Source organism: Tenggerimyces flavus (assembly GCF_016907715.1).
Classification (GTDB): Bacteria; Actinomycetota; Actinomycetes; order Propionibacteriales; family Actinopolymorphaceae; genus Tenggerimyces; species Tenggerimyces flavus.
Genome location: NZ_JAFBCM010000001.1, coordinates 1,108,199 through 1,132,139, shown reverse-complemented (window position 1 = coordinate 1,132,139; position 23,941 = coordinate 1,108,199). Strand labels below are relative to the sequence as shown.

Below are 23,941 nucleotides of genomic sequence, written 5' to 3'. Positions count from 1 at the left end.
ACATGGAGAGTGAGCGCATGACTGAGCCGCGATACCTCGGCGGCCGGTACGAGCTGGGCGACGTGATCGGACACGGCGGCATGGCCGAGGTCCGGATCGGCATCGACCGCCGGCTCGGCCGGACGGTCGCGGTCAAGACGCTGCGCGTCGACCTCGCCACCGACCCGACGTTCCAGGCGCGCTTCCGGCGCGAGGCACAGTCCGCAGCGGGCCTCAACCACCCGTCGATCGTCGCCGTGTACGACACCGGCGAGGAGAAGGTCGGCGAGGTCTCCGTCCCGTACATCGTGATGGAGTACGTCCAGGGCCGCACGCTGCGCGACGTGCTGCGCGAGGGCCGGCGAATCCTGCCCGAGCGGGCGATGGAGATCACCGGCGACATCCTCGAGGCGCTGGAGTACAGCCACCGCGCCGGCATCGTGCACCGCGACATCAAGCCGGCGAACGTCATGCTCACGCCGTCCGGCGACGTCAAGGTCATGGACTTCGGCATCGCGCGTGCGGTGGCGGACGCGTCCGCGACGATGACGCAGACCGCCGCCGTGATCGGCACCGCGCAGTACCTCTCCCCGGAGCAGGCGCGCGGCGAGTCGGTGGACGCGCGGTCCGACATCTACTCCACGGGCTGCCTGCTGTACGAGCTGCTGACCTCGCGGCCGCCGTTCGTGGGCGACTCGCCGGTGTCGGTGGCGTACCAGCACGTGCGGGAAGAGCCGCGGCCGCCGTCGATGGTCGACCCGGAGGTGCCGCCGGAGGGCGACGCGATCACGCTGAAGGCGCTGCAGAAGAAGCCGTACGACCGGTACCAGTCGGCGGCGGAGATGCGGGCCGACATCGACCGCGCGCTGGCCGGTCAGCGGGTCGTGGCGCCGGTCGTACCGATCGACGCGACCGCGCGCTTCATGCCGCCGGACGAGGTGCCGTCGCCGTACCCGGCGTCGGACTACACCGGCGAGCAGCCCGGCGCGGACGACATGACCGAGAAGGAGAAGCGCAACCGGCGGTTGGCGTACATCCTGCTCACGATCGCGGTCGTCTTCGTCCTCGGCGTCGCGGCGTTCATCCTGACCGAGATGATGAGTGGGGACGACGAGCCGAAGAACGTGCTCGTTCCGACCATGATCGGGAAGAACGTCGAGCAGGCCACCGCGGACCTGCAGGCGCAGGGACTTCGGGTCGGGGCGATCAAGAACGTCGCAAACGACGAGGTGCCCAAGGGGCAGATCATCAGCACGAACCCGGCCGCCGGTGCGCCCGTCGCGCCGAACACCGAGGTCGAGCTGACGGTGTCGTCCGGGCAGCAGCTGACCGCCGTACCGCCGGTGGTCGGGCTGAAGCTCGACGCGGCGCGGAAGAAGCTCGAGGACGCGGGCTTCCAGGTCTCGGAGAAGGAAGACGAGACGTCGGAAGCGGAGGCGGGCGAGGTCCTCAGCGCCGACCCGGCCGAGGGCACGCAGCAGCCGCCGAACACGGTGATCACGCTGACGTACTCCGCCGGCCTGGTCGAGGTGCCGGACGTCGTCGGCGAGACCGAGCAGCGCGCGACAGCGATGTTGCGGGACGCGGGCTTCAAGGTGACGCCGGAGTACGAGACGTCTACCTCGGAGGAGCCGGGGACGGTCCTCGAGCAGATCCCGGGCGAGGGCGAGCGCCGCAAGGTGAACTCGACCGTGACGATCATCGTCGCGACCGAGCCGGACGTGGAACCGTCGCCGTCGGACTCCCCGGACCCGTCACCGTCGGAGACCGCGTCGGAGAGCCCGAGCCCCGACCCGACGCAGACCGAGGAAGAAGAGGGCGGCGGCTTGGAGCTGCCTGGCCGCTCCGGGTCGAACGAGGGCCAAGGCGTCTTCGCCGGCTGGTCGTCGTTCTGGCGGACAGTCTTCGGCTAGACAGAGAACGGATCGAGGCCGGCCACACCGTGATGGTGTGGCCGGCCTCGTCGTTTCTGGGCGCCGGCTGAGCACGGCATGTGCGGCGGTCGACCACGAAGAGTGAACCCACCCGCCTCAGGCGTGCCCCGCTTCATCCACAGGGCTGCCCACAGGGGGTGGGTTCGGTTGCTCTCAGGGCTGGCAGACGTCCACAGCGATCTTCGGTCCTAGGCGTGGCTCACACCGAGATCCGAGTTATCCACAGGCTTATCCACCAGTGTGGAGAACTACATCGGTGTAATCACACCGCTGACATCACTCAGGGCTACTTCCACTGCGTGGAGACGACGAAGCCCACGGCGATCAGACCCATGCCGATCAGGATGTTCCAGTTGTTCAGGTCGCTCATCACCGGAATCTGCTTCCCGGCGATGTAGAACGTCACGATCCAGATCAGGCCGAGCACGAAACAGGCCACCATGACCGGAGCGACCCAGCGGCCGCCACCGAGGCGGGCCTTCTTCGTGGTCGACTTCTCCGGCGGCGGCGTGAAGACGTCCTTCTTGCGGTTCTTCGACTCAGGCACGTCGCCATCCTCCCGGATTTCGCAGGCTTCCGCCCCGGGCTTGTGGCGGACCGGGGGTACCAACAGCTCTGGACTCGGTTAGCGTAGTCAACGGGGTCTCGGGCGTGCGGACCGGAGGGCGAGTGAAGAGCGAACGGGTGGACTCGCGGACGGCGCTACGCGTCGTGCTCGATGCCGTTCGTTCCCGCTACGGCCACCGCGGCTCCGATGACGGCGGCCCGGACGGCGCCGACAGCGACGGGCCCGAGCTCGATGAGCAGCCTAGCCCGCGCAAGCCGCTGATACCGAAGCTTCTCGCCGGCGCGGCGTTCGCCGTCGCCGGGTTCCTCGCCATCACCAGCGCGGTGAACGCGCAGGGCACGGACCTGCGGGCCGAACGGCAGACCGACCTGATCGACCTCATCCGCGCCGAGTCGCAGCGCAACAAGGCGCTGAACGAGGAACGCCAACTAATCAGAGCCGAGACCGACGCGCTCGGCCGGCAGGTCAACAACACCGAGGTACGGCAGGCGCAGGAGCTCGCCGACGCGTCCGCACCGACCGCCGGGCTCACCTCCGTCACCGGGCCTGGCCTCACGGTCACGCTCGACGACGCGCCCCGCGGGGTGAGCAAGGGCGCGACCGACCTCGACGCGTTCGTCGTCCACCAGCAGGACATCCAGGCGGTGGTCAACGCGCTCTGGGCGGGCGGCGCCGAGGCGATGACGATCCAGGGCCAGCGGGTGATCTCGACCTCGGCGATCCGCTGCGTCGGCAACAACGTGGTGCTGCACGGCGTGCCGTACTCCCCGCCGTACAAGATCTCCGCGATCGGTGACGCCGACGCGATGAGCGACGCGCTGTTCCAGTCGCGGCAGGTCAAGATCTACCTCGAGTACGTCAACAACAAGCGCTTCCAGCTCGGCTGGGACGTCGAGCGCGCGCCGTCGCTGCGGATGCCGGCGTTCGAGGGGTCGATCGACCTCACGTTCGCCCAAGAGGGCAAGCCGGCACAATGAGCGGGTGACCACCCGCATCCTCGTCGTGGACAACTACGACTCGTTCGTGTTCAACCTGGTCCAGTACCTCTACCAGCTCGGCGCCGAGTGCGACGTCCGCCGCAACGACACGCTCGAGCCCAAGGAGGCCGAGGGGTACGCCGGTGTGCTGCTGTCACCGGGCCCGGGGACGCCGGAGAACGCGGGGGTCTGCGTCGAGCTGGTCCAGGAGATGGCCGGAAAGGTCCCTCTGTTCGGCGTGTGTCTCGGCCTGCAGGCGATGGCGGTCGCGTACGGCGGCACGGTCTCGCGCGCGCCGGAGCTGCTGCACGGCAAGACCAGCCTCGTCCACCACGACGGCGCGGGCGTGCTGGCCGGGCTGCCGGACCCGTTCACCGCGACGAGGTACCACTCGCTCGCGGTCGAGCCGGAGACGGTGCCGGACGTGTTCGCCGTGACCGCGCGCACCGAGTCCGACGTGATCATGGCGCTGCGGCACAAGGACGTGGCGGTGGAGGGCGTGCAGTTCCACCCGGAGTCGGTGCTCACCGAGGGCGGGCACCGGATGCTCGCGAACTGGCTGCTGACCTGCGGAATGCCCGACGCGGTCGAACGTTCGGTCGGACTGGCCCCAGTAGTGAAGGCCAGCTAGACCAGCTAGACCAGCGAGGCCGTCCGCCAGACGATCAGCCCGATGGCGAGTAAGCCGACGCCGACGAAGCCGAGGATCTGGTAAAGGTCCCGCCGCTCGCGGGGTGCGTACGCCAACGCGGCGCCGAGCAAGAGCCCGCCGATGAAGCCACCCAGGTGCCCCTGCCAGGACAGGAACCGGGCGAACAGGACGTTGATCACCACGTTGATCGCCAGCGTCCCCAGGAACCAGCTCATGTCGGCCTTCATCTTGCGCGACAGCATCACGGTCGCGCCGAACAGACCGAACAGGGCGCCCGAGGCGCCGACCACGCCGACCCGCGGATCGGTGAACGCGTACGCCACCGCCGAGCCGGTCAGGCCCGCCACCAGGTACAGCGCGGTGAACCGGGCCCGGCCGAGCAGCCGCTCGAGCGGCGGACCGAGGATCCACAGCGTGAACATGTTCACCGCGAGGTGCCAGATCTGTACGTGCACGAACACCGAGGTGATCAGCCGCCAGACCTCGCCTCCTGCAACGCCGCCAGCGGCGCCGATCTGGTCGGCGAAGCCGATCCGGCCCACCAGCTGCATCCACTGGATCAGCGCCGGGCTCAGCATGCCCAGCACGAAGATCACGATGTTGATGCCGAGGATGACCTTCGTCACCACGCCGTCGTTGCCGCGGATGACGCCGCCGAAGCGGGTACGGGCGGCCGGCTGGTCGCGCTGGCCCTCCCGTACGCACTCCACGCACTGGAAGCCGACCGAGGCCTGCCGCTGGCAGTCCGGACAGATGTAACGATCACACCGCTGGCAGCGGATGTAGCTCTCGCGGTCCGGATGCCGGTAGCAGGTGGGTACGGCCTCGTCCGCGGGCACGCCAGCAGGATCGACGTTCGCGCCCTCGTCCGGGCGCCGTGACTCGTCGGTCATCGGTCCCCGTACCCCTCCCGGTGCGGCCTGGTCTTGCTAAGACTCTTTGCGCTCGATGTCGACCGACGTGACGATCACGGGCTCCTTGGGCCGGTCCATCTGGCCGGTCGAAACCTGGCTGATCTCGTCGACGACCTTCTGCCCGGCGGGGTCGACGACCTCGCCGAAGATCGAGTGCTTGTTGTTCAGGTGCGGCTGTGGGCCGACCGTGATGAAGAACTGCGAGCCGTTCGTGTTCGGCCCGGCGTTCGCCATCGCGAACAGGTACGGCCGGTCGAACCGCAGCTCGGGGTGGAACTCGTCCTCGAACCGGTACCCCGGACCGCCCGTGCCCGTACCGAGCGGGCAGCCACCCTGGATCATGAACCCAGAGATCACGCGGTGGAACGTCAAGCCGTCGTAGAACCGGCGGTTGGTCTTCTCCCCGGACTCCGGGTCGATCCACTCGCGCTTGCCCTCGGCCAGCTCGACGAAGTTGCGTACCGTCTTCGGCGCGTGGTTCGAGAACAGCTTCACCACAATGTCGCCGTGCGACGTACGGAACGTCGCGTAGGTTTCCTCGCTCACCAGGCTCCCTTCTCTCCGCCCGTGACTTGTCCACCCGTGAGTAAACACTGAAGACGCGATCCTTTCACGCGAACGAGCGGGGCGCCGCCGGGGTGCCCCGGCGGCGCCCCGGAGCCCGCTTCGGGCACGTCCGATCACGCTCGGTAGATGCGGTGAGATTCCCGTCAGGGCATGATCGGGCGCGAACGGGGAAGGCGAGAGGAAGAACCTGAACGGTTGCGCGTACCGTTTCTTCTCATCGGTGCGCAGCCGGTTCGAAGGACAGTGCACGAGGAGGCGCGTGAGATATGGGACGCCGAAGTAGGCGATCGGGTCTGGCGACGGTGGCGGAGAAGGTCCGGCCCTACGCGGAGTCCGCGCAGGAGAAGGCCACCCCCATCGTCGAAGAGGCATGGGATCGGTTGGAGCCAGCGGTGGAGAAGGCGTGGGAACGGCTCGAGCCAGCCGTCGACAAGGCCAAGGACAGGCTCGGACCCGCGGTCGACAAGGCCAGGGACCGGATCGGGCCCGCGGTCGAGGACGCCATGGACCGGCTCGTTCCGGCCGTGGAAGAGGCACTGGAACGCCTCGAGCCCGCGATCGATCGGGCTCGCGACCGGCTGCACGACGCGGTCGAGACGAGCGAGCCGTACCGCGAGGAAGCGATGCGCCGCGGCACGGCCGCGATCGCCGCGCTGAAGGGCGAGCTGGAGCAGGCACCGGCGAAGCCGCGCGGGCGCTGGCTCAAGCGACTGCTGGTCTTCGGTGCGCTGGCCGCCGGCGCGGTGGCCGCCTACCGGGCGCTGCGCAGCAGCCAGGACTCGCAGTGGCAGCCGATGCCCGCGACGACGCCGCCGCGGCCGGCCTACACGCCGCCGCCCAGCGCGACCGCGGTGACGGAGAGCAAGCCGGCCGACAAGGTCGAGGACAAGCCGGACGACTCCCAGCTCGTGATCGACGACGAGGCCGGCGCCTCGCCGGACGAGGCGGCCGCTGACAGTACGGACAAGCCACACAAGCCCACCACTCCGGACGCTCCGGCGGCCGAGGAGAAGGTGAGCGACGCCGACAAGCCGGCCGCGGCGAAGAAGACGTCGGCCGCCAAGTCGGCGAACAGCCGGCCGCGGACCACGCGTACGCGGACCGCGACCGACGACGGGACCTGAGCGCTCTTTCCCGCCTCAGCTGAAGCCAGCAGGGGCGGGGATCGGCCCTGAGAGCAGCGGGTCGTGCGTGTCCCGCTGCCATTGCTCCAAGCGCTGGCTGAGATCGTTCTCGATCTCAGCCAGTTCTGGCTTTCCGGCCACGTTCGTCCGCTCCACCGGGTCGTCGGCCAGGTCGTACAGCTCGACGTCCGGGCGCGGTGTGAGGTGCTCGTCGCCCATACCCGCGCGGGTCTGGCTCGCCTCGATGTCCAGCGGCAGCACAAGCCGGGGGCCGGGAACGTAGTTCCGGATGTACTTCCAGCGTCCCGTCCGCACGGCGCGCATCGGGTCGTACGCGTCGTGGAACGTCTTCTCCGCGAACACGTTCACCCGCGGGATCGCGAGGTCGGAGCCGCGCAGCCACTCCAGGTGGCTCAGCCCTGACACCTCGGCCGGGATCGAGGCGCCCGCGAGCGAGAGCAGCGTCGGCACGACGTCGACGTGCGCGGCGAGTCGGGAGGTCGCCGTTCCGCGCCGGTACGCCGCGCCGTCGGGCGGGCGCACGATCAGCGAGATCCGGATGCCCGGGTCGTACAGCGTCGACTTGCCGCCGGGGAACGCCATCCCATGGTCGGTCGTGAAGATCACCCAGGTGTTCTCGAGCAGGCGCTGCGTGCGCAACGTCTCCAGCAGCCGCCCGACCGCGGCGTCCGCGATCCGGATCGACCCCTGGAACCCGGCCAGGTCCGCCCGGGTCGACGCGTTGTCCGGCAGGAACGCCGGCACGGTCACGCCCGCCGGATCGTCCGGCGGGTAGATCTCCGGCGGGTACGGCCGGTGCACCTCGAAGAAGCCGACCACGGCGAGGAACGGCTCCTGCCGCCGCTCGGGCGCCGACAGCCACGCGGACGCCTCGTCCACCACGGTGTCCGCGCGCTGCCAGCCGGTCGTGGGGTCGCGCGCGTCGTAGACCTCGTCGTAGCCGAGCCGGGCGGGATCCGCCGACTCGTGCTGCATACCGAAGTTCGCGCTGCGATAGCCGGCCGTACGCAGCAGCATCGGCAGCGTCTGGACGTCGGGCGCGTACTCCCAGCCGTGGTGCTGCAGCCCGTTGATGCCGACGTCGTGCGGATAGCGGCCGGTCATCAGCGCGCTCCGCGCGGGCGTACACAACGGCGTCGCGCAGAACGCGCTGTCGAACCGCACCCCTTCGCCGGCGAGCCGGTCGACCTCCGGGCTGCTGACGCCGTCTGCGCCGTACGTGCCCAGGTGGGTGCCGAGATCGTGCCAGTGGACCATGACAACGTTCGGGCTGCTCATTCGTTCGACCTTAACGCGCGAGCCGGCCGATGAGCGCGGCCGCCGTCGTGATGCCCACCGCCGCGGCGACGGTCAGCACGACGAAGTCGAGCACGAGGTTGGACGGCGTGCCGATCAGCAGCCCGCGCAGCGCGTCGACCTCGTACGACAACGGGTTGATGTGGGCGAGCCAGCGGATCCAGCTCGGCATCAGCTCGGTCGGGTAGAGCGCGTTCGAGGCGAAGAACAACGGCATCGTGATTGCCTGCCCGATGCCCATCACGCGGTCGCGGCTGAGAACGAGGCCGGCGATCGTGAGCGAGAGGCAGGAGAAGAACGCGGCGCCGAGCACGAGCGCGAGCAGGGCGGCGAGGATCTTCAGCGGGTTGTACGTGAGCGCGACGCCGAGGATCACGGCGAGGATCATCACGACGACGGCCTGGACGGCCGCCCGTACGCCGGCCGCGAACGCCTTGCCGGCAACGAGAGCGACGCGCGGCGTCGGGGTGACGAGCAGCTTGGCGAGCACGCCGGCGTCGCGTTCCCAGATCACCTGGATGCCGTAGAAGATCGCGATGAACAGCGCCGACTGGGCGAGGATGCCGGGCGCGAGGAAGTCCATGTACGGGACGCCGCCCGTGGGGATCGCGCGGATCTGGCTGAACGTCGTACCGAAGATGATCAGCCAGAGCGCTGGCTGGACCATGCGGGTGATCATCTCGGTGCGGTCGTGGCGGAGTTTCTGCAACTCCAGCAGGCAGAGCGTGGCGACGCGGCTGGGGAAACGCCAGCCCGCCGAGGCCGTCCGCTCAGCCGAGTCGACGGGCGGTGCGACGGGTGCTGCGGACATCGCGGAGGCCACCTCCTTCGTCGGCGAACGAGTCGCCCGAGTGGTGTCGGAAGACGTCCTCGAGGGTGGCGTCCTCGCCGAGCTCGTCCTTGAGCGCCTGTGGGGCGCCGATCGCGCGGAGCTTGCCGAGGTGCATGAGCGCGATGCGGTCGCACATCTGGTCGGCCTCGTCCATGTAGTGCGTGGTGAGGAGAACGGTCATGCCGGTGTTGTCCTTGAGCTCGCTGACGCGTTCCCACACGTTGGATCTGGCGACGGGGTCGAGGCCGATGGTGGGCTCGTCGAGGACGAGCAGCCTTGGCCGGTTGATGAGCGCCTGGGCCATCTCGAGTCGGCGGATCATGCCGCCGGAGTAGGTGGAGGCGAGCCGGTCGGCGGCGTCTTCGATGCCCATGGCTTCGAGGGCGTTGTCGACTTGCTCCTTGCGGTCCTTGCGGGGAACGTCGAAGAGCCGGGCGAACAGCATCACGTTCTCGCGGCCGGTGAGCGCGGCGTCGGCGGAGAGCTGTTGGGGGACGTACCCGATCGCGCGTCGGACGGCCATCTTCTGCTTCTTGACGTCGAGGCCGAAGACCCGGACGTCGCCTTCCTGGATCGGCAGCAGCGTGGTGAGGCCGCGGATCGTCGTGGTCTTGCCGGCGCCGTTCGGGCCGAGCAGGCCGAAGACCTCGCCGGTGAAGACCTCGAGGTCGAGGTCGATGACGGCCTTGTGTTCCTTGAAGCTGTGCGAAAGGTGGCTGATCTCGACCGCTTTGGCGCGGCCGTTGGGTGGTGTCTCGTTCATGTGGTCTCCTCGTCGAGGAGCTTGGCGGTGAGCTGGTCGAGCGCGGGGATCGCGTTCTTGATGGCTTGCTGTTGGTGGGTGGGGAGCTGGCTGAGGGCTTGCGCGACGGTGTGGGCGCGTTTGTCCCGCCAGCTGCTGATGTGGTCGTGGGCCTCGTCGGTGAGCTGCAGCCTGGCGACGCGGCGGTCGTCCGGGTCGACGTCGCGGACGACGAGGCCGGCCTGGTTGAGCTGCTTGACCAGCGTGCTGACCGTGTTGGCGGCGACGCGGAGATCGGCGGCGGCTTGGGCGACGGAGATGCCGGGCTGCCGTCTGATCAGCCTCACGAGCTCCGCCTGGGCACCGGTGAGCGTGCCGAACGGCGACCCGGGGCCGGTCCCACGTCGGACGCCGCGCCGGAACGCGCCCAGCCCCTGCAGCAGCTGCTCCGCCAGCGCGAGCGTGTCCTCAGCCAGTTCCTCGGTGGTCACGCCTCTGATATTACCTCTGCCGCAGAGGTATCTGTCTAGGCGTCGGTGGCGCTTGGTTCCCAGCCGATGGTTTGCGCCCAGGCGTCTGCGCGCCGGATGAGGTCCCAGCTGAACGGGTTCTTTGCGTCGGTGTACGCGGCCCTGTCCTCGGCGTGCTCGATCGCGAGGCGCCGCTTGAGCTCGGCGTACGCGTCGGCTTCGTGCTGGTGTGCGCGGAGGTAGTCGCGGAACAGCAGAGCGAACTGCTCGGAGAAGCTGCCAGCGCGTCTCACGTGCACGTGCGTACGTGGGGTGCCGGGCGGCTCGCGGAAGTAGCGCTTCGTCCGCTCTCCGTTGTCGGCGCGATAGACGTACCCGAGCCCTTCGAGCGGCACGCGGAACGGGTCGACCGGCTCCAGCGCGGCGACGGAGATCTGGATGTCCACGATGGGCTTCGCCGCCAACCCGGGCACCGACGTCGACCCGATGTGGTCGATCCGCAGCGCCACCCCACCGAGCGCGCCCCGGAACGCCAACCCCAGCTCAGCGAACCGCACCGCCCAAGCTGGCGAGTACGGCGCGATCTCGATCCTCACAGGTCGAGGGGTGGGGGATCGAGGGTCTGCAGGACTCGCTCGCAGAGGTAGATCCGCCCGTAGCTGGCGCCCGTGACTTCCCTGAGAATGCCCAGCGACTCCAGCCGCTTCATGGCCGCCTTCGCCGGCGGATAGGTGACGGAGTACCCATGCTCCGCGGCACGCACCCGGACCTCACTCTGTGGCGATCTTGCTATGAATCTCGTTGTTGAATTCATAGGAAACCCCGAGTTCCTATGAATCTCAGCCGAAGATTCATGGCTTCCGCGAGATCCAGCTCCTCAGTCACAGGTCGATCGGCTCGGCGATCCCGAGGCGCCGGTGGTCGGCGCCGCCGAGGTCGCTGATCCAGCGGTCGGCGCTTTGGAGGCCGATCTCGCTCAGCATCGCGTCGTGGATCGGGTACGTGCGACGCGGGCGGATGGCGCGGACCCAGTCGACGGTTTCGCCGAGCTTGAGCCACGGTGCGCACGCGGGGACGAGGAGGTGGTGGACCTCGGCCTCGGGCACGGTGAAGCTGTCGCCCGGGTGGAAGACCGTCGTGCCGTCCTCCGGCGCTGTCACGAGGTAGCCGATGTTCTGCGGCGGCGGGACGTCGGCGTGGATGACGGCGTGCCGCTCGCCGAATGTACGGACCGCGAACTCGAAGGCCGAGAACGGGGAGCCCGGGCGGACGGCGGTCAGCGCTGGGCCGAGGTCCGACAGCTGGGCGGCCAGCTCGGTCGGCGCCCACACGCGGAGCGAAGGGTCGGCAGCCACGGCGGCGCGCAGGCGGTCGACGTCGACGTGGTCGAAGTGCTCATGTGTGATCAGCACCCCGTTCGCGCCATCCAGCGCGGCCGGCTCCGACCAGGCGCCGGGGTCGATCACCAGCACGCTGCTGGCCGCCTCGAGCCGCACACACGCGTGCGTGTACTTGATCAGCCGCATGAGAAGCCCTCCCTAGGAACGAGCGTCGAGCACGAGCCGCACGGCGAGCCCGCCGAAGATCGCCGCGGAGACCCGCTCCAGCCAGCGCTTGAACGAACGCCGCCGCAGGATCTGCTCCGACAGCGTCCCGGCGAGGAACCCCACTGTCGCGTCGACGCAGATGCCGATCCCGATGAACGTCGCGCCCAGCAGCAGGAACTGCGCCGTCACCGGCAGCATCCCCGCCCCCGGAGACAGGAACTGCGGGAAGAACGCGAGGAAGAAGATAATCACCTTCGGGTTCGCGAGGTTCGTGAGCGTTGCCATCAAGAAGACCTTGCGCAGCCGCATCGTCGGCGCGACCGCCACAGCGTCCGGCAGCGCCGACGCCTTCCGGCTCGCCAGCCAGGTCGACACCGCCAGGTACAGCAGGAATACCGCGCCGAAGATGCGGATGATGTCGAGCGCCATCGGCGCCGCCTGGATCAGCGCGCCGAGGCCGAACGCCGCCGCCACGGTGTGGATCGCGAGTCCGGTCGACATGCCGAACGCCGAGACGAGCCCCGCTCGCCGGCCACCCGCGAGCGCGTTCGCGACGATGTTCAGCATGTCCGGGCCGGGGACGACGCTGATCACGAAACAGGCGACGGCGAACGCCGCCAACAGGGTCAGGTCCATCAGCCAGGCCTCTTCCAGTCCGGGTGGGCCCAGCTGTCCTTGACCGCGAACGGCTTCGCCGTCTTCGAAGGATCGCGCTCAATGAGGTCGTCGCCGAGCACCTCGTCGATCCGTTCCAACACCGCCGGCTCCAGCTTCACTCCCGACGCGCCCGCGTTGTCCTTGATCTGCTCGGGACGAGAGGCGCCGATGATCGCGGCCGAGACGCCCGGGTTCTGCAGCACCCACGCGACGGCGAGCTGCGCCATCGTCAGCCCGGCGTCCGCGGCCACCGAGGCGAGCTGCGCGACACGTCCGGTGATCTCGTCCGAACGGACCCGGCCGATGAAGTTCGTTCCCCGGCCACCGGCGGCCGCCCGCGACCCCTCAGGCGGCGGCGATCCGGGCTGGTACTTCCCGGACAGCACGCCCTGCGCGAGCGGAGAGAACACGACCTGCCCGATGCCCTCGCGTTCACACAGCGGCAGCACCTCGGCCTCGATCACGCGCCACAGCAGGTTGTACTGCGGCTGGTTCGAGACGATCCGGCTGCGCAGCCCAAGGTCGCCCGCGATCCGGAGCGCGTCGGCGATCTGCGAGGCGGTCCATTCCGACACCCCGAGGTACAGCACCTTGCCCTGCCGGACGAGGTCGTCGAACGCGATCAGCGTCTCCTCCAGCGGCGCGTTCCCGTCGAACCGGTGCGCCTGGTAGAGGTCGACGTACTCGGTGTCGAGCCGCTTCAACGAGGCGTGGCACGCCTCCATCACGTGCTTGCGGGACAGGCCGCGGTTGTTCAGGCCGTCGCCCATCGCGCCGTGCACCTTCGTACAGATCTCGACCGATTCCCGCCGGACGCCGCGCAGCGAGCGGCCGAGCACCGTCTCGGCCTGGCCCTGCGCGTACACGTCCGCGGTGTCGAACGTGGTGATGCCGACGTCGAGCGCCGCGTGCACGCACGCCTCCGCCGCGTCCTGGTCGATTTGCTCTCCGTGGGTGAGCCAGTTCCCGTAGGCGATTTCGCTGACGTAGAGACCGCTGCTGCCGAGGTGGCGAAAGTCCATGTGCGTAAGCCTATGCTCGATGGCGATGAGCATCGACGTCCTCGCGTTGGCGCCGGACGCGCAGGTCGCGGCCAGTGCGCGCCCGCTCGCCGTGCCGAGCGCCTGGCGGTCGTACGGCGTCGACGACGACTTCCTCTGGGGACTGTTCGGGCTCGGCCAGAACCCGTACCAGGTACGCGTCGCGCTCGACGATCGCGCGGCGACCTGCTCCTGCCCGTCCCGCAAGGTCCCCTGCAAGCACGCGATCGCGCTGCAGCTCATGCACGCCGCCTCGCTCGTCCCGCCCGATCCCCGGCCCGAGTGGGTCAAGGACTGGCGCGGCGCCGGCAGGCAGCGCGAGCTCGACGACTCCCCGGAGGCGGTCGAACGCCGTGCGCAGCAGCGGGCGCGGACTGCCGAGGCGCGCGAGGACACCGTCCAGTCGGGCATCGCGGCGCTGCGCGAGTGGCTGGACGACCTCGTCCGCGCCGGCATAGCCGGGCTGCCAAGCCAGGGCCGCGAGTGGTGCGCGCCGGCGATCGTGCGGATGATCGACGCGCAGGCGCCCGGGCTGTCCGGCATGGTGATCGACCTCGCGTGGGTGGTCGCGTCCGGGCGGCCGACCTGGACCGAGGAGGCCGCCGAACGGATCGGCGCGCTCCACCTGCTGATCGAGCTCGCGTCGCACGCGTCGCGGACGGGCTCGGCGACCGCGCTGGAGGACGTGGTCCGGTCGCGGGTCGGGTTCCGGACGCGGCAAGGCGACGTCCGCGAGAACCCGCCGTGGGAGGACGACTGGGTCGTGCTTCTGCAGAACGCGATCGACGACGAGGACGGCCAGGTCAACACCGTGCAGCAGTGGGCCTGGGCGCGCGAGCGGCGGGAGTGGGTGATCGCGGTCGCGTACGCGGTGAACGCGCCGGCGACTCCGCTTCTGCCGCTGGGCGTGGAACTGCGCGGCACGATGCACCCCTACCCGGCGGGCTCGCCGCGCCGGGTGCTACCCGGCCTCGTCGACGTCACCGGCCCGCCGGCGCCGATCCCGTTGCCGTCGACGTGGGCCGAGGCGTTGGCCGGGCTCGAGCCGCTGCTGTCCAGCGACCCGTGGCAGCGGCAGTTTCCGCTGGGTTGCGAGGGCGTCCGGCCCGCGGCCGCCGGCGCATCGTGGGTGCTGCTCGACGAAGCGGGACACGGGTTGCCGGTACGCGACGACGACGGTCTCGACCGCGCGCTGGCGGTCAGCGGCGGCAAGCCGTTCGGCGCCATCTGCCTGTGGGACGGGAACGTGCTGCGGCTCGGCGTTGCGACGCCGTTCGACGGAACGCCGGAGCTGGTCGGATGAACGCGTCGCGTCAAGAGTGGGTTGACACCGTGCAGCAGCTCGTACTCGGCTCCGACCGCGCTGGGGTCGAATCGCATGCCCTGCTGGACAAACTGGCCGCCATGGGCGTCGCAAGACGGGGTGCGCAGCTGGCGCCGCGGTCGGATGCCACACCGATCGAGCCCGGACCCGCCCCGGGCGCTGTGGTGTCGGCTGACCTGGCCCGGCTACTGGACGAGATGCTGGCGACCGAGGACGCGGGGCTGCTGTACGAGTGGTGCACGGTCGTCCGCACCGCCGGGCTGGTGGCCGCGCCCCGGCACCTGCCGGACCTGCTGTCGGTGGGGAACGCGCGGCCGGCGTTCCGCGACGTGCTCGGCGCGGTCGTCGGCGAGCGTGGCGTGTGGCTGGCAAAGGTACGGCCGGTGTGGTCGTGGGCGGCGGTGCAGGCGGAGCTCGCGCTGATCCCGGACCGGGACCGGCTCGCCGAACAGTTCGCGGAGGAACGACGTTCGGCGGACCGCAAGGCGCTGTTGACGGCGCTGGAGCCGGTGACCAAGGAGGACGAGTCGTTTCTCGAGGACGCGTTGGACGACCGCGCGGTCGAGGTGCGCGGGGAGGCGTTCCGGCTGTTGCGGCAGCTGTCGGGGACGGCGTTGGAACGGCGGACAAGGCTCCGGCTGCGCGAGGGCCTGACCGTCATGGACGGCGCGCTCGAGGTGCTGCCGGGCGGCCCGTACGCGCGGCGCGAGACACCGAACGACGAGGCGCGCGACCTTGGCGGCCAACGTACGGCGGTCGGCAGCATCGCCACCCGCCTGCGCGGCGCCGCATCCTGCCTCGCGCCCGAGGCCTGGGCCAAGCTGCTGGACCGGTCCGACGACGAGGTGGTCCAGCTGGTGGGAGCCAGCCGCTGGTCGGTGCCGTTGGCGTCGGGCATGCTGCTCGGCCTCCCCAAGTCCGCCGAACCGGCCCGCTGGGCGACAGAGCTGGTCGGCGTCCTGCTCGACAGCGACGTCCTCGCCGCCCTGCGCTCCCTGCCGGCCGCCGCCGGCGCCCACGTTCTCGCTGCGCTCGCCGCCAACCCCGACCGCGGCGCGCTCGAGTCCGCCGCCGAGCTCGTCACCGGCCCGTGGTCCGAGGACACGACACTCGCCGTTCTCCGCCGCCTCTACGAGAGCCCCGACGCCCGCTGGCGGGCCAACCGGCCGCCGGACGTGCTGATCCGGCGCGGCTCGGTGGACCTGCTGACCCAGTACTGGCCGCACCTCGCCGAGCGCTGGCCCGAGCACGGCCGCCACGAGTACGTCCTCAACCTCCGCCGCACCCTCTACGGGTCGGTGGCCGTCACGCAGAATGGGGCCTATGAGTAGCGACACCGCCGGAGTGATGCGGCCGCCGGCCGAGGTGGAGCACGCGAAGGAGCTGGCCGCCCTCGCCGAGAACGACGTGCTGCCGCGGCCGCCGAACTGGCGCCTCTCGCCGCAGGCGGTTGTCCGTTATGTCCTCGGCGACACCCTCGACGACGGCACCGTGATCACGCCGAAGTACATCGGCGACCGGCGCATCGTCGAGGTCGCGGTCGGCACGCTCGCGACCGACCGCGCGCTGCTGCTCGTCGGCGTACCCGGCACCGCGAAGTCCTGGCTGTCCGAGCACATCGCGGCGGCCGTCAGCGGCGACTCGACGCTCGTCGTCCAGGGCACGGCGGGGACGTCGGAGGACTCGATCCGGTACGGCTGGAACTACGCGCGGCTGATCGCCGAGGGGCCAAGCGAGGCGGCGATGGTGGCCTCGCCGATCATGCGCGCGATGCAGACCGGCGCCGTGGCCCGCATCGAGGAGCTGACCCGGATGCCGGCCGAGGTGCAGGACTCGTTGATCACCGTGCTGTCGGAGAAGGCACTTCCCGTACCCGAGCTCAACCTGCAGATCCGCGCGATCCCCGGCTTCACGATCATCGGGACGGCGAACGACCGCGACCGCGGCGTCAACCAGATGTCGTCCGCACTGGCGCGCCGGTTCAACACCGTCGTGCTGCCGCCGCCCGCGACCGAGGACGCCGAGGTGGAGATCGTCGCTTCGCGGTCGGCGCAGATCGGTCAAGCGCTGCAGCTGCCCGCGGAACCGCCGGCGCTGGACGAGGTGCGGCGGGTCGTCCGCGTGTTCCGCGAGCTGCGGAACGGGACGACGTCGGACGGCCGTACGCAGCTGAAGAAGCCGAGCGGCTCGCTGTCCACGGCCGAGGCGATCTCGGTGATCACCTCCGGGATGGCGCTCGCGGCGCACTTCGGCGACGGTCAGCTCGGCGCGGACGAGGTGGCGGCCGGGCTGCTCGGCGCGATCGTCAAGGACCGGGTGTCGGACACGGCGGCGTGGCAGGAGTACCTCGAGACCGTGGTGAAGGAACGTTCGGAGTGGCGGGACCTCTACCGCGCCTGCCAGGAGCTCGACGTGGCTGGGTTCACGGTCGGCGGGGTCTGAGGTTCTCTCGTGGCGCGCAGCACTGCTCTGCCGGAGCGGGTCACGGTGCTGGGGATCCGGCACCACGGGCCGGGTTCGGCGCGGATGGTGCGTGCGGCGCTGGAGGCGGTCCGGCCGGAGCTGGTGCTGATCGAGGGGCCGCCGGACGCGGATCCGTTGGTGCCGCACGTTCCCGACCTCACGCCGCCGGTCGCGCTGTTGCTGCACGACGACGCGGATCCGTCGAAGTCGGCGTTCTGGCCGTTCGCGGGGTTCTCGCCGGAGTGGCAGGCGTTGTCGTGGGCCGCTGCCGCGGGGGTGCCGGCGCGGTTCGCGGACATGGCGGCGTCGGCGTTCATCGACCCGGTCGACCGGATCCTCCGGCCGCGACGGAAGCGGGTGCACCTCGACCCGCTGGGTCTGCTGGCCGAGGCGGCCGGGTTCGACGATCCGGAACGGTGGTGGGAGGACGTCGTCGAGCACTCCGCGGTCGCCGACCCGCTGACGCTCGCCGCGGCAGTCGGCGAGGCGATGGGGGCGCTGCGGGAGGAGTACGCGGACGAGATCGACGAGGAGACGCTGGTCCGTGAGGCCGCGATGCGGCAGCTCCTGCGGAAGGGTCTGAAGGAGTTCTCCGGCCCGATCGTCTTCGTCTGTGGGGCATGGCACGCGCCCGCCTTGGCGACGTTGCCGCCGGCGACGCATGACGCCGCTTTGCTGCGTGGGTTGAAGAAACGCAAGGTCTCCGGGTCCTGGGTGCCGTGGAGCTACGGGCGGCTGGCGGCGACGTCGGGGTACGGCGCGGGCGTCGACTCGCCGGGTTGGTACTCGCACCTGTTCTCGCGTGCGGGCCACGGTGACGTGGTGCCGCGATGGTTCGCGCGGACCTGCCAGGTGCTGCGGTCCGAAGGCTTGCCGGCCTCGACGGCGAGCGCGGTGGAGGCCGTACGGCTGGCCGACGCGTTGGCCGCGTTGCGCGGGCGGCCGTCGCCGGGTTTGTCGGAGGTGTCGGACGCGACGCTGGCGGTGTTGTGCGGCGGCGACTCCGTACCGCTGCGGCTCGTGCGCGACCGGCTGGTGATCGGCGAGCAGCTGGGCGCGGTGGGCGACGACGTTCCCCGGTCACCGCTGGCGCGGGACCTCGAACGGCTGCAGAAGCGGCTCCGGTTGCCGGTGTCGCCGGAGGAGAAGCTCGTCGCGCTGGATCTGCGGAAGGACGTGGGGCGGGAGCGGTCCCGGTTGTTCCGGCGGCTGTTGGTGCTGGACGTGGCGTGGGGCGAGCTCGAACCCGCGCGTGGGTTGGGGACGTTCGCCGAACGGTGGGTGCTGCGCTGGGACCCGTCGCTGGCAGTTGCCGTCGCGGCGGCGGCTCGGCACGGGACGACGGTCTCGGCGGCTGCCGAACGCGTGTTGCTGTCTCGTACGGTCGACGCCGAACGGGTCTCCGAGGCCGCCTCGCTGCTCGCTTCGGCGGTGGGATGTGAGCTGCCGGACGTGGTGACGTCCGCGCGCGAGGCGCTGGACCGGTGTGCGGCCGCGGCGACGGACGCGTTGGATCTGCTGGGTGCGTTGCCGGAGCTGTCGGACACGGCTCGGTACGGGTCGGTGCGCGGGACGGATCCGGAGCTGTTGCGGACGGCGCTGCATGGGCTGTTGTCGCGGGGTGCGGTGGGGTTGCCGTTGGCGTGCCGGGGGATCGACGACCGCACGGCGGAGCAGGCGGTGCGGGCGATCGACGGCGCACAGCAGGCGGTGCGGCGGATGGCGGACGACTCTCATGCCGAGCTGTGGGAGGCGTCCTTGGTGAAGCTGGTCGAGACCGACGACGCGCACGGGTTGCCGGCCGGGCGTTCAACACGACTGCTGTGGGAGTCTTCTGCCTTGTCTGCCGATGCGGTGGCGGTGCGGCTGCATCGGGCGGTGACTGCCTCGTCGGGGTCGACGGCTTTCGTGGCGGGCTTCTTGCGCGGGTCGGCGACGATGCTGGGAGCGGATCCGCGGCTGCTTGCGTTGGTCGACTCGTGGCTGGCGGGGTTGTCGGACTCGTCGTTCGAGGACGCTTTGCCCTTGCTGCGTAGGGCTGTTTCGGAGTTCAGCACTGCCGAGCGGCGGACGTTGGCGTCGCGGGTGTCGGGCGAGGCGGGGCCGGTGGTGGCTGCTGGGGACGAGTGGGATCCGACGCGGGCTGCGCGGTTGGTGTCGTACGTCGAGGGCTTGCTGGCGGAGGCTGCGCGATGAGCGACGACGAGCGCCGGCGGCGGTGGCGGATGTTGCTGGGGCCTTCGGCTGACGAGTTGAGCCAACTGGAGAAGGACGATCAGCGTCGGGACGAGGCACTGACCGTTCTGTACGGGCCGGGTGCGGACGGCTCGGAGGACGGCGAGTCGAGCGGGCGCCGTGGTGAGCGTCAAGGTGGGCTTGGCAGTAGCTCGCCGGCTCTGCATCGATGGTTGGGTGACATCCGCACGTACTTTCCTTCGTCCGTCGTGCAGGTGATGCAGCGCGACGCCGTTGAGCGGCTGGGGCTGACGAAGCTGTTGTTCGAGCCGGAGCTGTTGGCTCTGGCGCAGCCGGACATCCAGCTGGCGACGACGTTGATCTCGTTGTCGTCGGCGATTCCGGAACGTACGCGGGGGACGGCGCGTGCGGTGGTGCGGAAGGTGGTCGAGGATGTCCAGCGGCGGTTGACGGACCAGCTGTTGGCGTCGGTGAACGGGGCGTTGGACCGTTCCCGCCGTACGTCGCGGCCGTTGCTGGCGGACGTGGACTGGTCGACGACGATCCGCGCGAACCTGCGGCACTACCAGCCGTCGGAGAAGACCGTCGTGGTGGAGAAGCTGCTCGGGCACCATCGGCGCAGCCGTGCGTCGGCGTTGCGGGACGTGATCTTGCTGGTGGACCAGTCGGGCTCGATGGGCGAGTCGATGGTGTACTCGGCGATCTTCGGCGCGACGCTGGCCTCGTTGCGGTCGGTGGACACGCGGCTGGTGGTCTTCGACACCGAGGTGGCGGATCTGACAGAGTTGTTGACGGATCCGGTGGACCTGTTGTTCTCGACGCAGCTGGGTGGCGGGACGGACATCAACCGGGCGGTGTCGTACGCGCAGTCGCTGGTGCGCCGCCCGGCGGACACTGTGCTGGTGCTGATCTCGGATCTCTATGAGGGCGGCTCGGCTTCCGAGCTCGTGCGCCGCGTGCGGGACCTGGTCGCGTCGGGCGTGACGGTCGTCGTGCTGCTGGCGCTGTCGGACTCGGGGACGCCTTCGTACGACCACGAGCTCGCCGCCGCCCTGTCTGGGTTGGGAGCTCCGGCGTTCGCCTGCACGCCGGACCTCTTCCCGGAGCTGCTGGCCGTGGCCATCCGCCGCGAAGACGTGACCGCCTGGGCCGAACAAACCGGCCGCGCCGTCGGCCACTAGCCTTTCCTGATCTACCTATGTAGGTTAGGGCCATGGAGAGGCTCGAACGGATCGGCAAGGCCACCGTCGACGTCCTTGGTGTGCTCCTGGAGGCCAAGGATCCGCAGTGGGGGCTGGCGATCATCAAGGCCACGGGCCGGCCCTCGGGCAGTGTGTATCCGATGCTCGAGCGGCTGGAACGGGCTGGTTGGGTCACGTCCTCGTGGGAGGACGAGGGCACCCGCCGTGGCCCGCGACGGCGGCTTTATGCGCTGACCAAGGACGGCGCGGCCGAGGCGAGGAAGGTCCGCGCCGCCAAGGCCGCCTCTGCGGGCCACGCCGGTCGCCTTACCCGGCCAGTGGCCCCTTTACCTGGCGTCCACCCCACGTAGAGCGGCCGTTGATCATGTTTACATGATCATTGGCCCCCAGGGCCGGGGGCGGACCGGGCGAAACCACCGCTGGACGAAAGATCGAGGCTAGAGGTTGTGCTCGAGCGCGTATCTCGTTGCCTCGGAGCGGTTCCGTACGTTGATCTTCGCGAACGCGTTGTTGATGTGCGTCTTCACCGTCGTCTCACCGATATACAACTCTCCAGCGATCTCCGCGTTGCTCAATCCCCGCGCGAGCAGTGACAGGACCTCGACCTCGCGACCGGTGAGGCCGTCTGGATTCTCCTTGCGTACAACGGATTTCTGGCGCGATGTCAGCGCTGACACCAGGCGTTCGGACACCGTACGGTCGAACGTCGACTGACCCGCCGCGGCGGCGTGGAGGGCGGCGGCGATCTCGACGCGGCCGGCGTCCTTGGTCAGGTAGCCGCGGGCGCCGGCCTGGAGCGCTCCGGCGATGGAGTCGTCGTCGGCGTACGTCGTCAGCACCAACACCGCCACGGACGGGTGGTCCCGCGACAGCCGCCGCGTCGCCTCCACGCCGTCCAGCACCGGCATCCGCAGGTCCATCAGCACCACATCCGGCCGGGCCGAGGCCACCACCGCGAGAGCCTCGGAACCGTCTCCCGCCGAGCCCACGACCGAGATGTCGTCCAGCAACCCGAGCAACGCCACCAGCCCGTCGCGGACGATCTGCTGGTCGTCGACGACCACCACCCGTACGGTCACTCCGGCACCTCCGCCACGACTTCCCAACCCTCGCCCGACCGCCCAGCGGTCAACGTGCCGCCGGCTAAAGCGATGCGTTCGCGCATGCCGGTCAGGCCAAACCCACCCGACGGCTCGGCGACCACGGGACGCGAGGCCGCCTCGTTCCGCACAGCCAGTCGCACAGCCGACGGGGTGTACGTGAGCACCACGGACACCGGAGCGCCCGGCGCATGTCGCGAAGCGTTCGTCAGCGCCTCCCGCGCCGTCCGCAGCAAAGACACCGTCGCCGCGGACGACAACGCCCGGGACGCGCCGTCGGTACGCAGCCGCGCCTCCAGGTCGTGGTCCTCGATCAGCTCGGCGAGAGCCGCCTCCAACGACGGAACGTCCTGCCTCAAAGCGTTCACCGCGTCCCGAGCCTCGACCAAACCGGACGCCGCGAGCCGCCGCGCCCGACGTACGCGCTCCGAGGCCCCGGCAACGTCGCCCTTGTCCAGCTGCGCCTCCGCGACCTCGAGCTGTACCCCGAGCGCACCGAGCGAATGCGCCAGCACGTCGTGGATCTCGCGGGCGATCCGCGTCCGTTCGTCCAACGCCGCCGCGCGGGCGTGCTCCTGCTGCGCGAGCTGGGTCTGCCGGAGCAGTTCCTCGGTCTGCTGCGCCTGGACGCGGCCCTGCCGGCGGATCAGGCCGAGCATCAGCACGAGCGCCGCGGCGCCGAGGTTGCTGGCGAACCAACCGACGGGCTGGTCGTTCGTCCATCCGCTCGCGGTGAACGCGAGCGCGTCCAGCACGCCGATGCTGACGATCGCGACGACCGAGATCGACGAGCTCGAGGCACAGATGACCAGCGTGACCATCGCGACGATGGTGGTCTCGTTGCTCTGCGGCACGGCCGACAGCACGCAGGCGAGCAACGAGCAGCCGGCGAGCAGGGCGATCGCGAGCCGCGGCCGGCGGCGTTCGAGCACGATGAACGAGATCCACAGCGCCATGCAGAGCCCGTACCCGGTCCAGACGAACACCGCGATGTCGGGAGTCGGCCGCGCGGACGCCAGCGTGTAGACGAACAGGCAGGTGCCGAGCAGGTTGACGATCCACCAACCCACCCGTACCCGCTCGCCGCTGGGCGGCGGGACCAGCCGCCGCACCAGCTCGCCGACGTTCACCGTTCTCCTCTGCGTCTCAGGCGCGCGCCCGCTGCAGCGTGCTGGTGCTGACCCGGGAGGCCGTGACCAGCGACTGCGCGAGCAGGTTGGCGCCCAACGAAACCATGATCGACCCACCACCCGACGTGATCGTCGCCCCCATGGTGTGTCCCAGCATCGCGAGCGCGAACCTCGCGGCGACGTACCCGACAAGGACGAGCAGGCCGATCACCGGCATCCGGTACCAGACCTCGGTGCCGCGGGTCTGCAGCTCGACGGTCCGTCCCATCAACAGGCCAACGACCAGGCTCACGGCCAGTCCGGCGACGAGGAACCCGATGTCGGCGACCGTGAGGTGGTAGCCGCCGCCGAGCTTGTCCTTCATCTGCAGCAGACCGATGCCGATGAGGACGAGCGGCATCACCCAGACCTCGCGACCGGACTTGTTGAACTGCTGCCAGCTCATCCGCCGCGCGACCATGTAGATGACGACGGCGACGACGAGGGCTGCGTTGACGAGCGTGCTCAAAGTCATGACCACGACGCTAGGAATCGGCGACGATTTCGAGGACCACCGTCGGGTGGAGATCCGGGTGGAGGCTCAGGTGGAGCTGGCCGCGTCGTCCACCCCGACGACCGCGACCATCGCGTACCGCTCGTCGCGGATCGGGGCTCCCCAGAGGCCCTTGTTGGTGAGCGGCCGCGTCTGGGTGATCGTGGCGATGCCGTTCAGCAGGCGCTTCGTCCGCTGGGCGGTGAGGCCGCCGCCGGTCCACCAGCGGCCCTCGATGAGGACGAGCCGGCCGCCCGGCTTGAGCAGGTCTCGCCATCGTTCCAGCGCCGCGCGCGGGTCGGGCAGCGCCCAGAGCACGTGCCGGGCGAGGACGACGTCGAACGTGCCTGCCTCGAGCGGCGGCTTCGACGCGTCGGCGTGCTGGAACGGGACGTTCAGCCCGGCGGCTTTGGCCTTGCGTACGGCGAAGTCGATCATGTTCGGCGCCTGGTCGACGCCGACGACGTCGTAGCCCTCCTCGGCGAGCAGCACGGAGAGCGTGCCGGTCCCGCAGCCGAGATCGGCGAGCTTCGCGGGTGGCGTGGGAAGGAGCTCGGCGAGAAGGTCGCGCCAGGCCTGCCGGACGTCGGGGTCGCGCAGGCCGTGGTCGGCCTCGTCGTCGTACGTCGCGGCTTGTGCGTTCCAGAAGGCTCGGTGGTCGGAAATCACAGCGC

Annotated in this window: 26 protein-coding genes; 10 read left to right on the top strand and 16 right to left on the bottom strand. The window is 70.1% G+C overall.

Going from position 1 to position 23,941, the window contains the following annotated elements; translation table 11 throughout:
• The first annotated feature begins 17 nt into the window (after positions 1-17).
• Entirely contained in the window at positions 18-1,892 is a 1,875-nt protein-coding gene (gene pknB, locus JOD67_RS05415) for a Stk1 family PASTA domain-containing Ser/Thr kinase (RefSeq protein WP_205115866.1), read from the top strand.
• Between the two features lie 307 nt (positions 1,893-2,199).
• On the opposite strand, the gene crgA is transcribed toward pknB, so the two are convergent.
• Positions 2,200-2,460 (bottom strand): cell division protein CrgA, encoded by a 261-nt coding sequence (gene crgA / locus JOD67_RS05410; RefSeq protein WP_205115864.1) that lies wholly within the window; start codon positions 2,458-2,460, stop codon positions 2,200-2,202.
• Between the two features lie 122 nt (positions 2,461-2,582).
• Here crgA and JOD67_RS05405 point away from each other — a divergent pair, with 122 nt between their 5' ends.
• A complete protein-coding gene (locus tag JOD67_RS05405; protein ID WP_307782287.1) occupies positions 2,583-3,458 on the top strand; it encodes a DUF881 domain-containing protein in 876 nt (291 codons plus the stop codon).
• A 4-nt stretch (positions 3,459-3,462) separates the two neighbouring features.
• On the top strand, positions 3,463-4,089 hold the full coding sequence (locus JOD67_RS05400; RefSeq protein WP_205115863.1) for an aminodeoxychorismate/anthranilate synthase component II: 627 nt from the start codon (positions 3,463-3,465) through the stop codon (positions 4,087-4,089).
• A gap of 5 nt (positions 4,090-4,094) precedes the next feature.
• Here JOD67_RS05400 and JOD67_RS05395 read toward each other — a convergent pair whose 3' ends face one another.
• Together JOD67_RS05395 and JOD67_RS39850 are read right to left on the bottom strand one after the other, a co-directional pair.
• Positions 4,095-5,003 (bottom strand): rhomboid family intramembrane serine protease, encoded by a 909-nt coding sequence (locus JOD67_RS05395; protein WP_205115861.1) that lies wholly within the window; start codon positions 5,001-5,003, stop codon positions 4,095-4,097.
• A gap of 36 nt (positions 5,004-5,039) precedes the next feature.
• Positions 5,040-5,570 carry a peptidylprolyl isomerase gene (locus JOD67_RS39850; protein ID WP_307782286.1) on the bottom strand — a complete coding sequence of 177 codons (531 nt, stop codon included), beginning with the start codon at positions 5,568-5,570 and terminating at the stop codon, positions 5,040-5,042.
• 287 nt (positions 5,571-5,857) lie between these two features.
• On the opposite strand from JOD67_RS39850, the gene JOD67_RS05385 reads away from it, so the two are divergent.
• Positions 5,858-6,715, top strand: coding sequence for a DUF5324 family protein (locus JOD67_RS05385; RefSeq protein ID WP_239553730.1), 858 nt, complete (start codon positions 5,858-5,860; stop codon positions 6,713-6,715).
• 15 nt (positions 6,716-6,730) lie between these two features.
• On the opposite strand, the gene JOD67_RS05380 is transcribed toward JOD67_RS05385, so the two are convergent.
• The 9 genes from JOD67_RS05380 to JOD67_RS05340 all read right to left on the bottom strand — a co-directional run bounded on the left by JOD67_RS05380 (position 6,731) and on the right by JOD67_RS05340 (position 13,302).
• Entirely contained in the window at positions 6,731-8,014 is a 1,284-nt protein-coding gene (locus JOD67_RS05380) for a sulfatase family protein (RefSeq protein ID WP_205115846.1), read from the bottom strand.
• A gap of 10 nt (positions 8,015-8,024) precedes the next feature.
• The gene (locus tag JOD67_RS05375) at positions 8,025-8,843 is read right to left on the bottom strand and encodes an ABC transporter permease (RefSeq protein WP_205115844.1); all 819 of its coding nucleotides are present in this window, start codon (positions 8,841-8,843) and stop codon (positions 8,025-8,027) included.
• A complete protein-coding gene (locus JOD67_RS05370) occupies positions 8,803-9,627 on the bottom strand; it encodes an ABC transporter ATP-binding protein (protein WP_205115839.1) in 825 nt (274 codons plus the stop codon). The genes JOD67_RS05375 and JOD67_RS05370 overlap by 41 nt, the downstream gene beginning before the upstream one ends.
• On the bottom strand, positions 9,624-10,097 hold the full coding sequence (locus tag JOD67_RS05365; RefSeq protein WP_205115833.1) for a MarR family winged helix-turn-helix transcriptional regulator: 474 nt from the start codon (positions 10,095-10,097) through the stop codon (positions 9,624-9,626). The genes JOD67_RS05370 and JOD67_RS05365 overlap by 4 nt, the downstream gene beginning before the upstream one ends.
• A gap of 35 nt (positions 10,098-10,132) precedes the next feature.
• Complete coding sequence (locus JOD67_RS05360; RefSeq protein WP_307782285.1) at positions 10,133-10,672, bottom strand: GrpB family protein; 540 nt, start codon at positions 10,670-10,672, stop codon at positions 10,133-10,135.
• Entirely contained in the window at positions 10,669-10,839 is a 171-nt protein-coding gene (locus JOD67_RS05355) for a hypothetical protein (protein ID WP_205115832.1), read from the bottom strand. Before JOD67_RS05355 ends, JOD67_RS05360 begins: the two co-directional genes overlap by 4 nt.
• 118 nt (positions 10,840-10,957) lie before the next feature.
• A complete protein-coding gene (locus JOD67_RS05350) occupies positions 10,958-11,602 on the bottom strand; it encodes an MBL fold metallo-hydrolase (protein ID WP_205115831.1) in 645 nt (214 codons plus the stop codon).
• Between the two features lie 12 nt (positions 11,603-11,614).
• A complete protein-coding gene (locus JOD67_RS05345) occupies positions 11,615-12,259 on the bottom strand; it encodes a LysE family translocator (protein WP_205115830.1) in 645 nt (214 codons plus the stop codon).
• Entirely contained in the window at positions 12,259-13,302 is a 1,044-nt protein-coding gene (locus JOD67_RS05340; RefSeq protein ID WP_205115829.1) for an aldo/keto reductase family protein, read from the bottom strand. The genes JOD67_RS05345 and JOD67_RS05340 overlap by 1 nt, the downstream gene beginning before the upstream one ends.
• Before the next feature lie 25 nt (positions 13,303-13,327).
• Here JOD67_RS05340 and JOD67_RS05335 point away from each other — a divergent pair, with 25 nt between their 5' ends.
• The 6 genes from JOD67_RS05335 to JOD67_RS05310 are packed head-to-tail and all read left to right on the top strand — an operon-like array spanning position 13,328 to position 20,855.
• Positions 13,328-14,623 carry an SWIM zinc finger family protein gene (locus tag JOD67_RS05335; RefSeq protein WP_205115828.1) on the top strand — a complete coding sequence of 432 codons (1,296 nt, stop codon included), beginning with the start codon at positions 13,328-13,330 and terminating at the stop codon, positions 14,621-14,623.
• The gene (locus JOD67_RS05330) at positions 14,620-15,975 is read left to right on the top strand and encodes a DUF5691 domain-containing protein (RefSeq protein ID WP_443734243.1); all 1,356 of its coding nucleotides are present in this window, start codon (positions 14,620-14,622) and stop codon (positions 15,973-15,975) included. The genes JOD67_RS05335 and JOD67_RS05330 overlap by 4 nt, the downstream gene beginning before the upstream one ends.
• Positions 15,968-17,086 (top strand): ATP-binding protein, encoded by a 1,119-nt coding sequence (locus JOD67_RS05325; protein WP_205115825.1) that lies wholly within the window; start codon positions 15,968-15,970, stop codon positions 17,084-17,086. Before JOD67_RS05330 ends, JOD67_RS05325 begins: the two co-directional genes overlap by 8 nt.
• 9 nt (positions 17,087-17,095) lie before the next feature.
• Positions 17,096-19,303: a DUF5682 family protein gene (locus tag JOD67_RS05320; RefSeq protein WP_205115823.1), complete on the top strand. Its 2,208-nt coding sequence runs from the start codon at positions 17,096-17,098 to the stop codon at positions 19,301-19,303.
• The gene (locus tag JOD67_RS05315) at positions 19,300-20,484 is read left to right on the top strand and encodes a VWA domain-containing protein (RefSeq protein WP_205115821.1); all 1,185 of its coding nucleotides are present in this window, start codon (positions 19,300-19,302) and stop codon (positions 20,482-20,484) included. Before JOD67_RS05320 ends, JOD67_RS05315 begins: the two co-directional genes overlap by 4 nt.
• Positions 20,485-20,516: 32 nt before the next feature.
• On the top strand, positions 20,517-20,855 hold the full coding sequence (locus JOD67_RS05310) for a PadR family transcriptional regulator (RefSeq protein ID WP_205115819.1): 339 nt from the start codon (positions 20,517-20,519) through the stop codon (positions 20,853-20,855).
• A gap of 87 nt (positions 20,856-20,942) precedes the next feature.
• Here the strand turns inward: JOD67_RS05310 and JOD67_RS05305 are convergent, their stop codons facing one another.
• The 4 genes from JOD67_RS05305 to JOD67_RS05290 all read right to left on the bottom strand — a co-directional run bounded on the left by JOD67_RS05305 (position 20,943) and on the right by JOD67_RS05290 (position 23,936).
• Positions 20,943-21,584, bottom strand: coding sequence for a response regulator (locus JOD67_RS05305; protein ID WP_205115817.1), 642 nt, complete (start codon positions 21,582-21,584; stop codon positions 20,943-20,945).
• Positions 21,581-22,735, bottom strand: a complete 1,155-nt coding sequence (locus JOD67_RS41705; protein ID WP_205115814.1) for a sensor histidine kinase — start codon at positions 22,733-22,735, stop codon at positions 21,581-21,583. Before JOD67_RS41705 ends, JOD67_RS05305 begins: the two co-directional genes overlap by 4 nt.
• A 16-nt stretch (positions 22,736-22,751) precedes the next feature.
• A complete protein-coding gene (locus JOD67_RS05295; protein WP_205115811.1) occupies positions 22,752-23,249 on the bottom strand; it encodes a hypothetical protein in 498 nt (165 codons plus the stop codon).
• A 66-nt stretch (positions 23,250-23,315) separates the two neighbouring features.
• Positions 23,316-23,936 carry a class I SAM-dependent methyltransferase gene (locus JOD67_RS05290; RefSeq protein WP_205115809.1) on the bottom strand — a complete coding sequence of 207 codons (621 nt, stop codon included), beginning with the start codon at positions 23,934-23,936 and terminating at the stop codon, positions 23,316-23,318.
• Positions 23,937-23,941 lie beyond the last annotated feature (5 nt).

Excerpts from the sequence above, each read along its gene's own strand:
- JOD67_RS05295 (WP_205115811.1), bottom strand. The coding sequence starts at position 23,249 with ATGACTTTGAGCACGCTCGTCAACGCAGCCCTCGTCGTCGCCGTCGTC.
- JOD67_RS05335 (WP_205115828.1), top strand. The coding sequence starts at position 13,328 with ATGAGCATCGACGTCCTCGCGTTGGCGCCGGACGCGCAGGTCGCGGCC.
- JOD67_RS05340 (WP_205115829.1), bottom strand. The coding sequence starts at position 13,302 with ATGGACTTTCGCCACCTCGGCAGCAGCGGTCTCTACGTCAGCGAAATC.
- JOD67_RS05315 (WP_205115821.1), top strand. The coding sequence starts at position 19,300 with ATGAGCGACGACGAGCGCCGGCGGCGGTGGCGGATGTTGCTGGGGCCT.
- JOD67_RS05375 (WP_205115844.1), bottom strand. The coding sequence starts at position 8,843 with ATGTCCGCAGCACCCGTCGCACCGCCCGTCGACTCGGCTGAGCGGACG.
- JOD67_RS05380 (WP_205115846.1), bottom strand. The coding sequence starts at position 8,014 with ATGAGCAGCCCGAACGTTGTCATGGTCCACTGGCACGATCTCGGCACC.
- JOD67_RS05395 (WP_205115861.1), bottom strand. The coding sequence starts at position 5,003 with ATGACCGACGAGTCACGGCGCCCGGACGAGGGCGCGAACGTCGATCCT.
- JOD67_RS05350 (WP_205115831.1), bottom strand. The coding sequence starts at position 11,602 with ATGCGGCTGATCAAGTACACGCACGCGTGTGTGCGGCTCGAGGCGGCC.
- JOD67_RS05345 (WP_205115830.1), bottom strand. The coding sequence starts at position 12,259 with ATGGACCTGACCCTGTTGGCGGCGTTCGCCGTCGCCTGTTTCGTGATC.
- JOD67_RS05330 (WP_443734243.1), top strand. The coding sequence starts at position 14,620 with ATGAACGCGTCGCGTCAAGAGTGGGTTGACACCGTGCAGCAGCTCGTA.
- JOD67_RS05325 (WP_205115825.1), top strand. The coding sequence starts at position 15,968 with ATGAGTAGCGACACCGCCGGAGTGATGCGGCCGCCGGCCGAGGTGGAG.
- pknB (WP_205115866.1), top strand. The coding sequence starts at position 18 with ATGACTGAGCCGCGATACCTCGGCGGCCGGTACGAGCTGGGCGACGTG.
- JOD67_RS05310 (WP_205115819.1), top strand. The coding sequence starts at position 20,517 with ATGGAGAGGCTCGAACGGATCGGCAAGGCCACCGTCGACGTCCTTGGT.
- JOD67_RS05385 (WP_239553730.1), top strand. The coding sequence starts at position 5,858 with ATGGGACGCCGAAGTAGGCGATCGGGTCTGGCGACGGTGGCGGAGAAG.
- JOD67_RS05370 (WP_205115839.1), bottom strand. The coding sequence starts at position 9,627 with ATGAACGAGACACCACCCAACGGCCGCGCCAAAGCGGTCGAGATCAGC.